The organism is Thermomicrobiales bacterium (genome assembly GCA_023954495.1).
Taxonomy (GTDB): Bacteria; Chloroflexota; Chloroflexia; order Thermomicrobiales; family CFX8; genus JAMLIA01.
Window position 1 is genome coordinate 1 of record JAMLIA010000070.1, and the last position, 16,766, is coordinate 16,766.

17 protein-coding genes and 2 tRNA genes are annotated in these 16,766 nt (G+C 60.8%); 10 read left to right on the forward strand and 9 right to left on the reverse strand.

Going from position 1 to position 16,766, the window contains the following annotated elements:
- The coding region (locus M9890_12180) for a HEAT repeat domain-containing protein (GenBank protein MCO5177709.1) at positions 1–456 on the forward strand (456 nt) is incomplete at its 5' end.
- A gap of 16 nt (positions 457–472) precedes the next feature.
- Complete coding sequence (locus M9890_12185; protein ID MCO5177710.1) at positions 473–1,255, forward strand: type III pantothenate kinase; 783 nt, start codon at positions 473–475, stop codon at positions 1,253–1,255.
- On the opposite strand, the gene M9890_12190 is transcribed toward M9890_12185, so the two are convergent.
- A complete protein-coding gene (locus tag M9890_12190; GenBank protein MCO5177711.1) occupies positions 1,241–2,356 on the reverse strand; it encodes a M20/M25/M40 family metallo-hydrolase in 1,116 nt (371 codons plus the stop codon). The genes M9890_12185 and M9890_12190 overlap by 15 nt on opposite strands.
- A 210-nt stretch (positions 2,357–2,566) precedes the next feature.
- Here M9890_12190 and fusA point away from each other — a divergent pair, with 210 nt between their 5' ends.
- The 7 genes from fusA to M9890_12225 all read left to right on the forward strand — a co-directional run bounded on the left by fusA (position 2,567) and on the right by M9890_12225 (position 9,828).
- Entirely contained in the window at positions 2,567–4,645 is a 2,079-nt protein-coding gene (gene fusA / locus M9890_12195) for an elongation factor G (GenBank protein ID MCO5177712.1), read from the forward strand.
- Positions 4,646–4,718: 73 nt separating this feature from the next.
- The gene (locus M9890_12200) at positions 4,719–5,168 is read left to right on the forward strand and encodes a reverse transcriptase-like protein (protein ID MCO5177713.1); all 450 of its coding nucleotides are present in this window, start codon (positions 4,719–4,721) and stop codon (positions 5,166–5,168) included.
- 3 nt (positions 5,169–5,171) lie between these two features.
- On the forward strand, positions 5,172–5,639 hold the full coding sequence (locus M9890_12205; protein MCO5177714.1) for a redoxin domain-containing protein: 468 nt from the start codon (positions 5,172–5,174) through the stop codon (positions 5,637–5,639).
- A 12-nt stretch (positions 5,640–5,651) separates the two neighbouring features.
- Entirely contained in the window at positions 5,652–6,311 is a 660-nt protein-coding gene (locus tag M9890_12210) for a hypothetical protein (GenBank protein MCO5177715.1), read from the forward strand.
- A 58-nt stretch (positions 6,312–6,369) separates the two neighbouring features.
- Positions 6,370–6,445, forward strand: a tRNA-Val gene (locus M9890_12215).
- Positions 6,446–6,797: 352 nt separating this feature from the next.
- The gene (thrS, locus tag M9890_12220) at positions 6,798–8,591 is read left to right on the forward strand and encodes a threonine--tRNA ligase (protein ID MCO5177716.1); all 1,794 of its coding nucleotides are present in this window, start codon (positions 6,798–6,800) and stop codon (positions 8,589–8,591) included.
- Positions 8,592–8,694: 103 nt separating this feature from the next.
- Complete coding sequence (locus M9890_12225) at positions 8,695–9,828, forward strand: AI-2E family transporter (GenBank protein ID MCO5177717.1); 1,134 nt, start codon at positions 8,695–8,697, stop codon at positions 9,826–9,828.
- A gap of 11 nt (positions 9,829–9,839) precedes the next feature.
- Here M9890_12225 and M9890_12230 read toward each other — a convergent pair whose 3' ends face one another.
- Positions 9,840–10,298 carry a hypothetical protein gene (locus M9890_12230; protein ID MCO5177718.1) on the reverse strand — a complete coding sequence of 153 codons (459 nt, stop codon included), beginning with the start codon at positions 10,296–10,298 and terminating at the stop codon, positions 9,840–9,842.
- Between the two features lie 145 nt (positions 10,299–10,443).
- On the opposite strand from M9890_12230, the gene M9890_12235 reads away from it, so the two are divergent.
- Positions 10,444–10,803 (forward strand): hypothetical protein, encoded by a 360-nt coding sequence (locus M9890_12235; protein ID MCO5177719.1) that lies wholly within the window; start codon positions 10,444–10,446, stop codon positions 10,801–10,803.
- A gap of 205 nt (positions 10,804–11,008) precedes the next feature.
- Here M9890_12235 and M9890_12240 read toward each other — a convergent pair whose 3' ends face one another.
- The 7 genes from M9890_12240 to M9890_12270 form a co-directional block, all read right to left on the reverse strand.
- On the reverse strand, positions 11,009–11,785 hold the full coding sequence (locus M9890_12240) for a c-type cytochrome (GenBank protein ID MCO5177720.1): 777 nt from the start codon (positions 11,783–11,785) through the stop codon (positions 11,009–11,011).
- Between the two features lie 79 nt (positions 11,786–11,864).
- On the reverse strand, positions 11,865–12,443 hold the full coding sequence (locus M9890_12245) for a Rieske 2Fe-2S domain-containing protein (protein ID MCO5177721.1): 579 nt from the start codon (positions 12,441–12,443) through the stop codon (positions 11,865–11,867).
- A gap of 61 nt (positions 12,444–12,504) precedes the next feature.
- Positions 12,505–13,275, reverse strand: coding sequence for a hypothetical protein (locus M9890_12250; GenBank protein MCO5177722.1), 771 nt, complete (start codon positions 13,273–13,275; stop codon positions 12,505–12,507).
- 50 nt (positions 13,276–13,325) lie between these two features.
- On the reverse strand, positions 13,326–14,054 hold the full coding sequence (locus M9890_12255) for a cytochrome b N-terminal domain-containing protein (protein ID MCO5177723.1): 729 nt from the start codon (positions 14,052–14,054) through the stop codon (positions 13,326–13,328).
- A 361-nt stretch (positions 14,055–14,415) separates the two neighbouring features.
- Positions 14,416–15,924 (reverse strand): lysine--tRNA ligase, encoded by a 1,509-nt coding sequence (gene lysS, locus M9890_12260; GenBank protein ID MCO5177724.1) that lies wholly within the window; start codon positions 15,922–15,924, stop codon positions 14,416–14,418.
- A 115-nt stretch (positions 15,925–16,039) separates the two neighbouring features.
- The gene (locus M9890_12265; GenBank protein MCO5177725.1) at positions 16,040–16,510 is read right to left on the reverse strand and encodes a transcription elongation factor GreA; all 471 of its coding nucleotides are present in this window, start codon (positions 16,508–16,510) and stop codon (positions 16,040–16,042) included.
- A gap of 77 nt (positions 16,511–16,587) precedes the next feature.
- A tRNA-Val gene (locus M9890_12270) sits at positions 16,588–16,661 on the reverse strand.
- Positions 16,662–16,766: the final 105 nt, after the last annotated feature.

Genomic DNA, 16,766 nt, shown 5'->3' on the forward strand with positions numbered 1-16,766 from the left:
ATTCCGGTCGAGCTTCGTGCGCGGATGGGCAACCGCGTCTTCGGTTGTGATGTCTGTCAGGACGTCTGCCCATACACGTTGGCGGCTCAGCCGGTCCACGACCCCGATTTCGCTCCGGCCTCAGTCGAGAATGCGTTCCCGTCACTGGAACGCCTCGTCACGATGACGCAGGCGGAGTTCTACGAGACGTACAGTGGCACAGCGATCATTCGCGCCAAGCGAGCGGGGATGGCACGCAACGCAGCCATTGCACTCGGCAATAGCGCTGACCCGCGCGCCGAGCCGATCCTGACGCGCATGCTGCATGAGCACGACGAGCCCATCGCACGCGGCCACGCAGCCTGGGCACTGAATCACCTGACCGAGGGTGGTAGCCGCGAGTTGCTGCGACACGCCGAGCTCCGCGAGACGGACGCGTACGTCATGCAGGAAATCCGGTCGGCACTCGCCGCCTGAGTCGAAAGGGAATGTCGTGCTGCTCCTGGTCGATATCGGGAACACCAATGTCAAGCTCGGCGTCGTTCGCGAACGGGAGCTGGTCGCTCACTGGCGCGTCGCGACAAATCGCACGAGCATGCCGGACGAGTGGTGGGTCGTCGTCACAACGCTCGCAAATGCTGACAACGTCCCGCTCAACGCCATCACCGGCGCAGTCATCAGCAGCAGCGTCCCGACCGTCACGCCGTGGATCTCCACGATGGTCCGTGAGCGGGTCGGCATTGAGCCAATCGTGGTTGGCTCAACAACTGATCTCGGAATCAAAGTCGACGTCGACAATCCTCATGAGGTTGGCCCGGACCGCCTGGTCGATGCCGCCGCCGCCTTCAGCATGTTCGGTGGACCGCTGCTCGTCCTCGACTTCGGCTCGGCGACGACACTGAACGTCGTCACGCGCGATGGTCGGTTCATCGGCGGCGCGATCGCACCAGACCTGCGCGCCGCCCACGACGCCCTCGTTGCCAAGGCTGCGCGTCTGAGCAGCGTCGAGCTGGTCTTTCCGGATCGCGTCGTCGGCCACAACACCATCAGCGCGATGCAGTCCGGCATCATGTACGGCTATGCCGGACTGATCGAAGGACTGATCGCGCGGATCGATGCCGAGATCGGCGAGCCGACGACCGTCATCTCGACCGGCGGATTCGGAGGCGTATTCCTTGAACACTGCCCCCGAATCAGCCAGTACATCCCGGAACTCACCCTCGAAGGTCTAAAGCTCGTCTGGGATCGAGCCAACCGCGCATCAGCCGCGAGCTGATCCAAGGAAGCTCAAGTCGACATCGGCACTGAATGCGCGAGCGGCAGCGTCCATCAGCAACAGCGTGTCGACAGCGTCATTGATATCCAGCGTCTCGACCGGCGAGTGCGAATAGCGGCGGGCGATGTTGATCACACCCGTCGGAATGCCGTCGCGCACGAGCAGGACTGCCGATGCATCCGACGTGCCGCCGTAGAACAGCGACTCCTGCATGCTGATGCCGGCGTCGACAGCGACCTCGCGCAAGAAATCGCGCATCGCAGGATTGATCAGATGCCCGGCCGACCCACCCGAGCTGGCCAGTGCCAGCACCGGACCGTTGCCGATCCGCATCCGCAGATCGCGATGCACATCAACATCCGGCGTGCCGCCAGACGGGACAGTATCAACAACAATCGCGGCGTCGGGGCTGAGTCGATGCGCAGCCATCCGCGCCCCGCGAAGCCCGACCTCCTCCTGCACAGTCACAACACAGTAGAGTGTGCAGCCGAGGTCAACGTCCTTTAACCGCTCGGCGAGCTTGACGAGCACGGCACACGAAACGCGATTGTCGAGCGCCTTGCCGGACACACGCAGTGGGTTCGCCAGTTGCTGCATCGGCTCGTCATATGACACGGCGTCGCCGACACGAATGCCAAGCGCCTCAACTTCCTCAGCGCTGTCGAAGCCCATATCGACGTACAGCTCGCGAAATCCTGGCGCGCGCCCACGCTCCTCCGGCGTCTGGATGTGTCCGGCCTTGACGCCGATAACCCCGCGATAGCCCCGTATGTGAACATGGCGTCCGATTGCTAGCGTTTCGATCAGGCCGCCGACGCGCTCGATCCGGATCATGCCGCCCGGTTCGATGGACTTCACTAGCGCCCCGATTTCGTCCGAGTGCGCCGAGATCATCAGCGTCGGCCCAGAACCCTCGGCGTTGATCCTGGCGAAGAGGTTGCCATATGAATCAACATACACGTCCTGGCTGTGCGGTTCGAAGAGTTCCACCAGCCGAGCAACGACCGCGTGCTCATGGCCTGCCACGCCATCAAGCCCAGCCAACTCGCCCAGCAGATCGCTGAGCGCTCCCTGCAACGATTCGCGTTCGATTTCTGCCATCTCCTGCTCATCCTCCGATCCACCGAATACCGGCGTCGGTATAATAGCCGTGCGCCCGAGGCATGCGGTTGCTAGCGAACCCCGGAGATACCGGGGCGAGCACAACATATCCAGATGTGAGCTTCACTCACGATCCCGCTGAGCCTGCTCAAGGCGGGCTCCAGCGCAGAGATCTCCCCGAGGCTCGCGACAGAGAACGGGAGGCAGGCTGTGAAGACGTACCCCGTCGAACGCATCAGAAACATCGGGATCTTTGGCCACGGCGGTGCCGGCAAGACGTCAATGACAGAAGCGATGCTCTTTGCGAGTAAAGCTATCAATCGACTCGGCCGCATCGAAGACGGCAACACAGTCTCCGACTGGGACCCTGACGAGATCAAGCGCACGATCTCTATCGGTACCAGCGTCGCCCCCGTTGAGTGGAACGACCACAAAATCAATATCCTGGATGCCCCCGGCTACGCGGACTTCATGGGCGAAGTCAAGTCCGCCATCCGCATCGCCGACACGGCGCTGATTCTGCTCGATGCTTCCGCCGGCGTAGAAGTCGGCACTGAATACGCCTGGCGCTTTGCGAGCGAGCGCGCCTTGCCGACGATCCTTGTCATCAACAAGATGGATCGCGAAAACGCTGACTACGCCACGGCGCTGCAATCGGCGCAATCGATACTCGGCCCGGCCGTCGTGCCCCTCACCATTCCGATTGGCAGCGAGTCGTCGTTCAGCGGTGTTGTCGATCTCCTCCGGATGCAGGCCATCTACTTCGGCGACGGCACCTCGGGCGAAACGACGATCGGCGATGTCCCTGCGGACATGCTGGACGCTGTCGAAACCTTCAGGCTGGAGCTGGTCGAGAAGATCGCCGAGAACGATGAAGATCTGATGCTGCGATACCTCGAAGACGAAGACTTGTCAGCGGACGAGCTGGCGGTCGGGTTACGGGCGTCTGTGGCGCGTTGTGAGATCGTCCCGGTACTGGCATCTGCCGCAACGACCAACAGGGGTGTCTCGGCCGTACTCGATGCGCTGGTCGATTTCGCGGCCGCACCATCGGCCGAGACCGCGCACATCGCCGATGGCACCGCCATCACGCTGACCCCATCTGCGGACGAACCGGCCGCCGCCCTGGTCTGGAAGACGATGGCCGACCCGTTCGTCGGACGTCTCACCTACTTCCGCGTCTACTCCGGTTCGCTCAAGTCAGATTCGCACCTGTGGAACACAACCCGCGACCGCGACGAGCGCGTCGGCCAGCTCTATCTCGTGCGCGGCAAGGAGCAGGTGCCCGTCGAAGAGATCACCTGCGGCGACATCGGCGCAGTCGCCAAGCTGGCCGAAACCAGCACTGGTGATACGCTGTGTGCTGCCTCGCGCAAAGTGACGATCGACGGCATCAAGTACCCGGATGCGCTGTTCACCGCCGCCGTGACGCCGCGATCAAAGTCTGACCTTGACAAGATGGGTTCGTCGCTCCAGCGACTCGGTGAAGAGGACCCGACTATCCATCTCGGACGCGACCCACAGACGGGCGAGACGCTCGTCAGCGGGCTCGGCGAGAGCCACGTCCAGATCGTCCTGGAGCGCATGTCGCGCAAGTTCGGCGTGAACGTCGATATCGGCCTGCCAACCGTGCCATACCGCGAAACGATTCAGCGCGCGGTGTCGCATGTCGAATACAAGCACAAGAAGCAGACGGGCGGGCACGGGCAGTATGGCCACGTCTTCATCGACGTGAGCCCCTCCGAGGGCGACTTCGAGTTCGCCGAGTCGATCTTTGGCGGCTCGGTTCCGCGGCAATACATCCCGGCCGTAGAGAAGGGCATTCGCGAAGCGCTGGATGATGGCATCCTGGCCGGATTCCCGGTCGTGAACGTGAAAGTCACGCTGACCGACGGCTCGTACCACGCGGTGGATTCGTCCGAGATGGCCTTCAAGCTCGCGGCATCGCAAGCGTTCAAGAAGGCGACCGAGTCTGCGGACCCGGTTCTGTTGGAGCCGGTCGTCAAGCTGGAGGTGACGATCCCTGAGAGTTACACCGGCGACGTCATGAGCGACCTCACAACCAAGCGCGGACACGTTACCGGTATGACGCCAGGCGACGGCGGGATGACGACAATCGAGGCCGAAGTGCCGGCAGCCGAGGTGCAGCGCTACGCGACCGATCTGCGCTCGATCACCCAGGGACGAGGCACGTTCCACGTCGAGTTTGCTCACTACCAGCAGGTACCGGCTCACCTCACTCCGTCGATCGTTGCCGCGCACAAGGCTCGCCTTGAAGCGCAATCCTGATAGGGTATGAGTCAGGCTGCAGATCGGCTCTGGTCAGGCAGGCCAGGGCCGATCTGTTTGTGAAAGGGACTTCATGACCGCGAATGCACGCGGAACATCACCCCGGCAGGCTTCGTTGTTGTCGGCGAACGTCTCACTCATCTTCGATGGCGGCTCGCTCGGCAATCCCGGCAAGGGCTATGGTTCGTTCATTGCCCGAGGCGCGGTGCAGACTGCTGTACCCGAGCGTCGTGAGTACGCAGGTCGTCGAACGAATAACGAGGCCGAGTACATGACCATGATTGAGGGGCTGCGCTTCATCCTCAACGAAGCTCAGATCACAGGGCAAGCGCCCGGTTCGCTTTCGATCGACGTGCGCAGCGATTCGAAGCTGGTTGTCGAGCAGGTGTCTGGCCGCTGGAAGGTCAAGAACGAGGGTTTGCGCCCCCTCCATGCCGAGGCACGCGAACTCCTTGCTCGCTTTGGGAACTGGCAACTGACCTGGCACCCTCGGTCAGAATCGGTGCGCTACCTGGGACACTGACGAATGTCGACTCCCCCTGCCATCGGCAGCGCGCTTTTACCGGCAACATTCGCGACCAGCGACGGCGCAAGCGTCACGCTGGAAAGCGGACCGCTGATCCTGATGATTGATCGCGGCTATTGGTGCTCGCATTGTCGCGAGCAGCTTGAGCGTCTCAACGCCATTTCAGACGACCTGCGCGTTCTCGGCGTGCGCCTCGTCTCGGTAAGTGCCGACACTGCAGAAGGTTGTGCGCGCGCAGCTGCTGCGACAGTTCCAGAAATCGAGGTCCTCCGGGATCCTGACGCAGCATGGATTATCGCCAACGGGCTGCTGGATGTGGAAGAGCTCTCGCGACCAACGGCAGTGCCAGCGATGTTCGTTGTCGACGGATCCGGACGGGTTCGCTATCGTTACCTCGGTCGTCACGCCGGCGATCGCCCAACGACCAGCCTGCTGCTACTTGCAGCTGAGGCGGTACTCGACGCATGAAGAATGGTCACCATGTCGAAGTCCAGAGAAAACCGCGTTGCAGGATTCGGGCTGTCAGTCACGAGATGCCTGCGCATCATCGCGCTGCCGTCCGTGCTGTTGGCACCGACGTTCGGCTTCCGCAGATCGCGGCCGAAGATCACACGCGATGATGCCTTCGCCGAACTATTCAGCTCGCTCGCATCCGTTTACGAAGCCGCCGCCGCGATGAAGCCGGAGTGGCTCGCAGACTGGGACGCGCGCTCCGATGCAGACCTTCCCATCCGGTACAGCTTCGGCAACCCGGTCGCTGCTGACGGTGGTGCAACAACTCGGTTTGCCGTCAACCTCCTGCAACGCAATCGTTGGAAATCGCGGGTCGATCCGATCTTCGCCGAACATGACGCTGGGGCATTCCAGCGCTTCGAATCGGTCGCCAGCGCCGTGTCACGACAACTCATTGACGCGTCTGAACGCCATCGCAACCTCCTGCTCGAGGACGAGATGGACTGGGTCACGGCGGCTGTCGAGCAGTTCGACGATGCGACGCGGCAACGACGGAAGCGCGCAGCACTTGGACAGGTTGGTCCACACGAAGTAGCCGCTGCAATCTATCAACCGATCTATGTTGCAATTCAGCTTGCAGATCGGCTCGCTGAGCGCCTGTTCCGCGAGTGGGAAGCGCAGCAGTAAACATCGGGCGACGCGATTCATTGTGACGTCTCGCGCGCCGTGCTATGATTTCCGACGCGGGCGGTTAGCTCAGCTGGTTAGAGCGCTACGTTGACATCGTAGAGGTCACTGTTCGAGTCCAGTACCGCCCACCAGTTCCCCAGGACAGGCGATGACCGGGACGAGTACCGAACACTCGACCATCAGAGACGTGGGATCAGAGGCTGAAAGTCCCACCGGGTTACAGTTCGGGAAAACCACCCGCGAGCCGGGCACCGAACGGCACGCCGTAGGCCGCCCCGCCAGCCAGCGTTACCAGGCAACCTGAGCGACGCACTGCGTCGGAAACAGGGTGGAACCACGTCAGTCGCAATCTGCGCCTGTCGTCCCTCGCGGACGGCAGGCGTTTTTGCGTTCTCGCTGATTGGAGGTCGCAATGACCGACGAAACCGATACCCGCTGACTTCGAACGGCTCTTCACGTCCATTTGCAGAAAGGATCACTACCATGTCGGATTCAGCAGCCATCGACGTTGATATTCAGGCACCCGTTGCTAACCAGGAAGAGCTCGATCTCGCGAGGATGCGCCACTCCGCAGCACACGTGCTCGCTGAGGCCGTACTCGAAGTCTTCCCGGACGCGAAGCTCGCCATCGGCCCGGCAATCGACAACGGCTTCTACTACGATTTCGACCTGCCACGTTCGCTGACGCCCGACGACCTCAACGACATCGAGCGCCGCATGAAGCGGCACATCAAGCGACCCGAGAAGTTCGAACGAGCCGAGATCGAGCGTGACGAAGCACTCAAGCTGTTTGCCGATCAGCCCTACAAGCTGGAGCTGATTCGCGACCTGCCCGAGGGCGAGGTCATCTCGACGTACACAAACGGACCGTTCGTCGACCTGTGTCGCGGACCGCACGTCGAGAGCACGGGCAAGATCGGCGCGCTGAAGCTGCTCAGCGTCGCTGGCGCATACTGGCGCGGCGACGAAACACGACCGATGCTCCAGCGCGTCTATGGTACGGCTTTCAAGACGCAGGAAGACCTCGACGCCTATCTGGAGCAGCAGGAGGAAGCGCGCAAGCGTGATCACCGCAAGCTCGGTCGCGAGTTGAGCCTGTTCACGATCTCCGAGGACATTGGGGCCGGCATTCCGATCTTCTTCCCCAAAGGGGAAATGCTGCGCCACCTTATGGAGAGCTACGTCCGCGAGGTGCAGACGCGTTACGGCTACCAGCACGTCTGGACGGGCCACGTCGTCAAGCAGGATCTCTACGAGCGGTCGGGCCACCTGGAGCACTACCACGACGTCATGTTTCCGCCGATGGAGGATGAAGGACAGACGTTCCGGCTAAAGCCGATGAACTGTCCGTCGCACATGACGCTGTTCAATCAGCACCTGCACTCGTACCGCGAGCTACCGCTGCGCTATGCCGAGTTCGCCACGCTCTATCGCTACGAGAAGTCCGGCGAGCTCAGCGGACTGACACGTGTTCGCGCACTGACGCAGGACGACTGCCATATTTTCTGCACACCGGATCAGGTCGGTGCCGAGTTCGGTCGGGCGCTGGATCTGATCTCCGAGATCCTGGCGACGTATGGCATGACAGACTATCGCATCCGTCTGTCGCTCCGCGGTGACGAGGGCAAGTACGTCGCTGACGACGACAAGTGGCAGCGCGCCGAAAACACGCTGCGGGCGGCGATGGACGCCAAGGGTGTGGCTTACGAGCCGGTCGAGGGTGAGGCGGCATTCTACGGCCCCAAGGCTGACTTCATGGCCAAGGACGCGTTGGGGCGCGAATGGCAGCTCTCAACGATCCAGGTCGACTTCATTCAGCCGGAGCGGCTCGGCTGCAAGTACATCGGCGAAGATGGCCACGAGCATACGCCGGTCGTAATCCATCGCGCTGTGACAGGCACGACGGAGCGCTTCATGGGCGTCATGATCGAGCACTTCGGCGGGGCATTCCCAGCCTGGCTCGCACCGACCCAGGCAGTCATCATCCCAATCGCCGATCGCCATGCTGACTACGCCCAGGAAGTAGCTGACAGGCTGCGGCAGAGCGGCTTCCGCGTTGAGGTCGATTCCGGCGGCGACCGGATGCAGAACAAGATCCGCGTCGCGCAGGGTCAGAAGATCCCGTACATGCTGGTAGTTGGCGACAAGGAAGCCGAGGCCGACGCTGTTGCAGTGCGGGTGCGATCCGGCGAAAATCTCGGCGCAATGCCAGTCAATGAATTTGCCGATCTTCTCGGTGGCCTCGTTCGTGCCAAGTCGCAAGCGTTGACGAGCTAGCGTCGCACGTATCACGTCCACGATGCACCAGCGCTAATGCTATGACGTGGCATTGCGCTGGTGCTCTTGTCAGGTCGAACAGACGGATGTCGAAGGGTGGCGCATGACATCACCGGCATATCGAGAACAGATGCGGCGCTATCGACTCTGGCTGGTCGTCGGTACAGTCATCGCACTCACCTGGACTGTCTGGATCGCTCGAGACGCGCTCTTCCCATTTGTCATCGGCCTGACCATCGCCTACCTGCTCGAACCGATCGTCAATCGCGTGCAGCGCTTGATTCCTGCGGTCGGAATCCTGAAGAAGATTCGACGCACCCTGGCGGTCGTCGTTGTCTACGGAGTCGCTATCGCCATTGCCGGCATGGCAATGTACACGTTTGGTAACCAGGTCGCCCAGGAGACGGTCGATCTAATCGAAAACATGCCCGCCTACACCGATACCGCACGCACTGAGTTCAAGGCCTGGAACGACTGGTACGTCGATACAGTCCCCCCAGATATTCGCAAGCGCATCGAAGCAAACCTCGACGAGGCGACGACCGTCCTGACCGCCGCAGTTCGCACAACTCTGCTTGCGACCGTTGGAACCGTCCAGCGCGCAATCGGATTGATGGCTAGCCTTGCGCTGCTTCCGCTCTGGATCTTCTACCTGCTCAAGGACCAGGGCAAAGCGTTCGACTTCTTCTACCGGATCTGGCCAAAGCCGATCGAGCATGATGTCCGCAACATCGTTGGCATCGTGGACAAAGTCCTGGGGTCGTATATTCGAGGGCAGTTGATTCTTGGATTCGTCGTCGGTGTCGTAACGCTAATCGGCTTGTACATTCTCGACATTGCCTACGCTGCGCCGCTGGCCATCGTCGCCGGCATCTTTGAGATGGTGCCGATCCTGGGCCCCTGGCTGTCGTTCATCGCCGCCGCGATCGTTGTGCTGGCAACCGATCCGTCCAAAATCTGGATTGTCGCGATCCTGTTTCTGGCGATTCAGCAGCTGGAGAACACGTTCCTGGTTCCGAAGATCCAGGGCGACGCTGTCGACCTGAATCCAGCGATCATCATGGTGCTCCTCGTGGTCGGCGGTACGTTGTTCGGCATCCTTGGGGTGGTTGCGATTGTTCCGCTTGCAGCAATCGGTCGCGATGTGTTCGTCTACGTCTACAATCGCCTGACCGAAGAAGCACACAGCGGCACCGAGCTACATGCCCACAGTGAACACACAGACACCGGCAGTTAGCCGCCCGTTCGTCAGCCTTGTTCCTCCAAGAGATCCGTGTCAACGCGAAAGATCTCGGCTAGCTCGGTGATGAAGCGGTCTTCGTCGTCGATCTCCATCTGGTACGCGCTGTCGTCGATGCCAACGGGACTCGCCGGGATCGAGAAGCGCACCCAGCCTTCTGCTGCTGCCACGCAAACAAACTCAGTCACCCGCGCCTCGAACTTGGCGTACGTGACTGGCGGGCCAAGCACTTTGTAATAGCGCTCGCCCATGCCGTTCGCCGTCCAGATCTGCCGAATCATCTGGCGATGGCGCGCTGCGATTCCAGACGTGCTGAGCTCCTGCGCCAGAAAGCCGCGCACGAACGCCGACATCCAGCCGAGCTCGCGCATCTCTGCGCCACAGACGGGGCACAGGCCGCCCGGCGCGTCCGGATAGTCGTACGATCGCTTGCAGCGGTCACACCAGAGGTAAGTTCGTTTCGCCATGTCTCGTGCTAATCCATCCCGAATGCTGGATACTTGCCAATGGCCTGCTTCGAGGTTTTGCATACACTACCGGGCCGCGTTCCCTGCCGGCTGAGCCGATCATGGGTCGCGTCAGGTTGTGTCTGAGTAAGGGTACAGGAGTTCCATGATCGCTCTGCACAGTGCGCTCTATACGACGCTCATGCTGCTTTCCGGTGGATTGACAGCCTGGGCGTTTTTCTTACTCGCCACTGGGCGGCCGATCGACGGCTCGTACCGATCAACCTACGTGCTGATGATCGGCACGGCGGTCCTGCAGGGCATCGTCGGTATTGTGATGCTGCTTGAGGATCATCGACCAGGTCAGAGCTTCCACTACCTGTACGGGGTCAGCCTGGTCGTCTTCACCGGCTTCGGCTATGCGTGGGCCACACGCGGCGACTCCCGCCGCGAGACGGTCACGCTGGCAATCGCAGCGCTGGCAGCCTTCGGCCTGATCCTGAGAGCGGCAGCGACCGCCCACTAATGGGCGGTCGCTTCTTCATGTCTCTGGATTGCAGCCACCCGAGCCGGTGACGACTACTCTTCTTCGGCGCTCCGGTCGGCCCAACGCTGCACCAGGTGTGTCAGCAGGATGCCAATGATCATCAGCGGGAAGACGAGCAACAGCTCCATGGTTTCAGTCGCGCGGAACAACATCGTTTGCCCCCTTAGTTCCCGTACAGAGTCTGTTACTCAAGCGTCTTAATGTAGGCGATGATCGCGTTAATATCGTCATCGCTCAGCGGAATCACTGGCATGACTGGCGGGAAGCCCTGCACAACCTTCGCCCCTGGGTCAACGATCGACTCGTGAATGTACGCGTCGTCTGCCGTGACCGTCGAGCCGTCTTCAAGCGTGACCTCGTGACCGTAGAGTCCTTGCCACGACGGACCCGTTGCCGCAGAGCCATCGATCGTGTGGCAGGCAGCGCAGTTAGTCTGATAGAGTTGCTGCCCCTGGAGCGCGACAGGATCGGTGATCTCAGCGCCAGGTGTCGGAGTCGGCACTGGTGGCGGGGTTGGCGCGGTGCCACCGTACTGGTGGACGATGTAATCGTTGATCTCAGTCCAGTCGCCGTTATGGATCATGTTCAGCACGTCGGTCACCTGCTGATCGGTCAGCGGGCCGCCGTCGGCTTCACCCCAGGCCGGCATAAGTGTCGGGCCGCCGCGCTCGATCGTCTGGCGCAGAACCGGCTCACGCTGTTCCCAATCTGGGCCAGATGCCTGGTTGGCAGCGACATTCAGCGGAATACCGCGTCGACCCTGGGCACTGCCATCCGGGCCGTGGCACTCAACGCAAAACTGCGAGTACAGCGCCATACCTCGGTCGACCGATTCGGTCAACTTCTCCGCCTCCGCGGAATCTCGCCGGTGTGGTTCGTTGAACAGGTAGATGACGACCAGCGACGCAATGACGACCAGTCCAATTGCGACGAATGTCGCTTCACGTTGAGACGATCCCACTCGCGTTAGTCTCTCTCTACCTTCACCACCGACGAACAGGCGGTTCGAACACCGATGATCTCAACCCCGACCATATGCACTAGCCCGGGAGCTGAGTGGCCTGGTCTGGCTCGAATTCCTGACGCTCAATGATGCTGTCAGGGTTCGTATCCACTACCAGGTTGCTACCTTCAATTGTGATTGGCATCAAGTCCATTGCGCGCGGCGCAGGGCCCGCAATGCGGTTGCCATGTCGATCGTAGACCGATCCGTGGCAAGGGCAGTGAAAGTCGCCTTCGCCCGAATTCCACGGCACCGTGCAACCGAGGTGGACGCACTTCCAGTACAGCGCGAGGACGCCGTCCTCATTGTTGATGATATAGAACTTGCCATCACGGTTGACCAGCGGTTCTGCGCCAACAGCCGGCACAGATGCGATCGGGACGTTGATCGGCTTACCAAACGCACCGGTCTTGTTCGGCCAGAAGAAGTACACGAAGCCACCAGCGAGCTCCAGCAGAACAATGCCGACACTGCCCAGCACTGTGTTTCGCAGGAACGAGCGCCGGGATACACGCCGCGAGCCTACCGTCTCGTGGAATCGGCTCAGCAAGGCCGCTATCCCCGAGATAATTGGCACAAGCACCAAGCCCGTGATCGTTCGCAACAGCGCTAGCATCGAGAGTCCTTTACTCCTCGGTGCGCGTCTCAACCGACGCGCTCTTCACAAAACTGAGTACTTAGTGAGCCGCGTGCTGCAGGTCCACCCATGGCCAGTACAGCATCAGCTCCATGCCGTAGCCGCGGAAGAACGTACCGATGATCGTCAGGAAGAAATACGAGACGACGAACCCGGTGAACAACCCTATGAAGAGCTCTCTGCGCGTTGGTCGATAGATGATCTTCAGCAGCGCAATAAGTATCAGGCTGAAACCGACCATGATTGCGACCGGGATGATCTGCTCGTAGACGACCTCAGCGACCTTGCCCTGCAGCGACTTCGTCACGCCGATGTAGTTGTCGAACATGATCAGGCCGAACTCAACGACCACGGTGAAGATCGCTGAGAACCAGACGATCTTCTTGCCCTTGTCCGATGTGAACAGAATGCCCACACCGAGCGGCGAGCGATCGAAGAACGGGACGGCTGCGATCAGTACCAGGGCAACTGTCGGCACGATCACACCGGCCAGCGCCGGGTGCATGTGCAGAAGCAGCTCCTGCAGGTTCAGGAAGTACCACGGTGCCTTCGCCGGGTTTGGCGTTACCGTCGCATTGGCTCGCTCAACGAGCGGCGGGTTGGCGATGAATGACAACCCCAGGAGCAGGAAGAGGAAGATGACCGCACTGAGCGCCTCGACCACTACCAGAGTTGGCCAAACCATGACCTCGTCTTCTGCGAGGTCCGTCGGACGCGCCGCTGTTCGCCCGCGAACGAGCTCAAGCAAGCGTTGACGCTTCTCTTCGCTGATACTCGGCGCCGCTGCGCCGGACCGTGCAACCTCTGCCACTGGTGCTACCCCTTCTTCGCCCCCGTCAGCCGTTCTGCGTCACGCTCGGTCTACAGCGGTCCGGAGATGCCGCCATCCTTGCGGATGCGCCAGAAGTGGACGGCCATCATAACCGCTGCCGCGAGTGGCAGGAATATCACGTGAAGCGTGTAGAACCGAATCAGCGTACTTTGGCCAATCTCCAGGTCGCCGACAAGGAGGAACTGAACCTTTGGCCCAATGAGCGGCGCTGCCTTGGCCATGTTGGTGCCGACGGTGATGGCCCAGAAAGCGAGCTGGTCCCACGGCAGCAGATAGCCAGTGAACGAAAGCAGGAATGTCAGGAAGAGCAGGACAACGCCAACGACCCAGTTGAACTCGCGCGGTGGCTTGTACGAGCCCGTGTAGAACACGCGGCACATATGCAGGAACACCGCGATAACCATGCCGTGTGCGGCGTAGCGGTGCATGTTACGCATGAGCTGGCCGAAGGTCACCGACGCTTCGATGTCCTGCATGTTCTGCCACGCCTGATCGGTCGATGGCACGTAATAGAACATCAGCAGAACGCCGGTCATCACCAGGATCAGGAACATGAAGAATGAGAGTCCGCCAAGACAGAACGTATACGTGACTTTCGTCGCGTACCGTTTGATCTTCACCGGGTGCAGGTGGAGGAAGACGTTCGATGCGATGATCAGCGCCTGGTTACGCTGTGTGTCGGGATACCCATGTCGCACGATCGAACGCCACAGGGCGCTACCGGTGATACGATCGGCGATCGTTTGCTCTCGTCGCATCGTTCCCCTCATCTCAGGCCGCGCTATCGCGGCACCAACCAATTAACCCGGATCCTGGCGTGAGACAACGGTCGCCGACACCCCATTGTCGACGATCATGCCTGCGACGTGACATGTTACCCGATCTTGCGGCTTCGTGGAGCGGGGCGCTGTGCAACGATGAGCGAAAGCCTGGCGTTCGGGCAATGTCGTCTCCCGAGTGGCCGGCACTCGACCAAATCCACTGGGGGGAACCTGTGGCGCAGTATAGCATAGGCCTCAGGCTATGTTTGCCATTTCACAGACCAGTTGAGTCCGGTCGCAACGACCGATCCGGAACTGCATCTGCGTCACCCTGCCAACCTCACAGAATCGCAGTCGACTATTCGCTATCCTCGCCGGATTCCGATGCAGACCCTGCTGTCCGCAACAACGGAAACAGAATGACTTCACGAATCGACTGCTGATCGGTGAGCAGCATCGTCAGCCGGTCAATACCGATCCCGAATCCGCCTGTCGGTGGCATGCCGTACATCAGCGATTGCACGTAGTCCTCGTCGATCGGCATCGCCTCGTCGTCGCCTTGCGCGCGGTCCGCTGCCTGCTCCAGGAATCGGTTCATCTGGTCGATCGGATCGTTGAGCTCCGAGTAGGCATTGCACAGCTCAAGCCCACCAATAAACGTCTGGAATCGTTCGACAGTGTTGTCCGATTCGGCTGAGCGCTTGGCTAGCGGCGAAAGCTCAACCGGGTAGTCGATCAGGAACGTCGGCTGAATGAGCGTCGGTCGCACGAACGTCTTCATCAGTTCGTCAACGATGCGGGGCCAGACCGTTGTCGGCTCGACATCGGCGCCCTTGGCCTTTGCCAGTTCGTACAGCTCGCGCTGATCCCGGACAGTCTCGTAATCAATGCCGGTCGCTTCGTAAATCGCGTCGGCCATCCGCAATCTGCGCCACGGCGTTGTGACATCAATGTCATGTCCGGCGTAGGTAAATCGCGGCCCGCCAAACACCTCATGCACGACCGTTGAGAGCATGCGCTCAACCATGTCCATCACATCGTGGTAGTCCGCGTAGGCCATGTAGAACTCAAGCTGGGTGAACTCCGGGTTGTGGCGTGTGTCGACGCCCTCGTTGCGGAAGTCCTTGCAGATTTCATAGACGCGCTCGAATCCGCCAACGATCAACCGCTTGAGATAGAGCTCATCGGCGATGCGCAGGTACAGCGTCTGATCGAGCGCGTTGTGATGCGTGGTGAACGGTCGCGCATGCGCGCCGCCATAGACAGGTTGCAGCGTCGGCGTTTCAACTTCAAGGAAGCCCTCACCGTCAAGGAAATGGCGGAGCGTGGTGATAATCCTCGCACGCGTGACAAAGATGTCACGCACCTCCGGGTTGGAGAACAGATCGGCTGAGCGCTGCCGATAGCGCAGCTCAACGTCCGTCAAGCCGTGCCACTTTTCCGGCGGCGGGGTGACAGCCTTCGACAACATCACCCATCGAGCCGCCTCGACGGTGACTTCACCAGTGCGAGTCCGAAACAGCGTGCCTTCAGCCTCGACGAAGTCGCCGAGGTCAACCATCCGAATGAACTGCTCGTACGCATCCGCCCCGATGATGTTGGCGCGCAGATAGATCTGAATCCGACCGTGACCGTCTTCAATGTGGGCGAACGTCGCCTTGCCCATTTGCCGAAACGACATCACGCGGCCAGCCACGGTCACCTTCTCCGGGTCACGCCCTTCAGCCCAGGATGCTTCTCCAGCCTCATAACGCGCGACCGCTTCTGCTGCGTTGTGCGTCCTCGACGATCGCGTCGGATATGGCTCGATGCCCTGCCCGCGCATGGCATCCACCTTCGCCAGGCGGACCTGCTGTTGTTCGCTCATTTCCATAGATTGCTTCCCCCTCCACCGAGTTCTACGAACGGCTCACAAGAAAACGACCGCGCGCCGTCTGCTGCCCGCGGTCGATACCCATCCAGATTGCGTGTGCTGGAGTGCGCTATTGCACGTGCTTGATGTGGTACGTCGTTTCACCACCGGGCGCGGTGACAGTTACACTCTCTCCAGCGCGTTTACCAAGCAGCGCCGCCCCCACCGGCGAGACATCCGAGATCTTGCCGACTCGCGGGTTGGCTTCTTGCGGACCGACAATCGTCCATGTCTCTTCAACGTTCTCGTCGTCCACCAGTGTCACGACCGAGCCGAAACTGATCGCGCCGGAGGCATCGCCGCCCGCGACGATCTCGGCTGTTGCCAACACCTGCTCGATCTCTCGAATGCGGGATTCAAGCTGCACGAGCTCTTCCTTGACGTCTTCATATTCGCTGTTGTCGGATACATCGCCATCCGACGACAGCTCCTGAATACGCGCCAAAAGCTGATGACGCTTCACGTCCCGCAAGAGTGCGTGCTCGGCTTGAAGCTCGGTTTGACCAGTTGGCGTCAGCTTCACTCGCTCATCGATTGCCATGATGATTGCACCTCCCACCCCGACATCGCGAGGCTGCCAGAAGATACAGCGAGCGGCCGCTTTCGCGGCCGCCGAAGTGGGCACGACTGGGCTCGAACCAGTGACCTCACGGATGTGAACCGTGCGCTCTGACCAACTGAGCTACGCGCCCGAACTATGCCGCCCAATTATAGCACGGGCGGCAGACCGCTCATATCAACTCAGGCTCAGGATGTGGCGTCGCGGAGCGCGTTCGTTGCCGTTCTCACTGCGAAGC

Coding starts and splice junctions, on each gene's coding strand:
- M9890_12190 (MCO5177711.1), bottom strand. CDS start 2,356: ATGGCAGAAATCGAACGCGAATCGTTGCAGGGAGCGCTCAGCGATCTG.
- M9890_12200 (MCO5177713.1), top strand. CDS start 4,719: ATGACCGCGAATGCACGCGGAACATCACCCCGGCAGGCTTCGTTGTTG.
- M9890_12205 (MCO5177714.1), top strand. CDS start 5,172: ATGTCGACTCCCCCTGCCATCGGCAGCGCGCTTTTACCGGCAACATTC.
- M9890_12210 (MCO5177715.1), top strand. CDS start 5,652: ATGTCGAAGTCCAGAGAAAACCGCGTTGCAGGATTCGGGCTGTCAGTC.
- thrS (MCO5177716.1), top strand. CDS start 6,798: ATGTCGGATTCAGCAGCCATCGACGTTGATATTCAGGCACCCGTTGCT.
- M9890_12225 (MCO5177717.1), top strand. CDS start 8,695: ATGACATCACCGGCATATCGAGAACAGATGCGGCGCTATCGACTCTGG.
- M9890_12230 (MCO5177718.1), bottom strand. CDS start 10,298: ATGGCGAAACGAACTTACCTCTGGTGTGACCGCTGCAAGCGATCGTAC.
- M9890_12235 (MCO5177719.1), top strand. CDS start 10,444: ATGATCGCTCTGCACAGTGCGCTCTATACGACGCTCATGCTGCTTTCC.
- M9890_12245 (MCO5177721.1), bottom strand. CDS start 12,443: ATGCTAGCGCTGTTGCGAACGATCACGGGCTTGGTGCTTGTGCCAATT.
- M9890_12255 (MCO5177723.1), bottom strand. CDS start 14,054: ATGCGACGAGAGCAAACGATCGCCGATCGTATCACCGGTAGCGCCCTG.
- lysS (MCO5177724.1), bottom strand. CDS start 15,924: ATGAGCGAACAACAGCAGGTCCGCCTGGCGAAGGTGGATGCCATGCGC.
- M9890_12265 (MCO5177725.1), bottom strand. CDS start 16,510: ATGGCAATCGATGAGCGAGTGAAGCTGACGCCAACTGGTCAAACCGAG.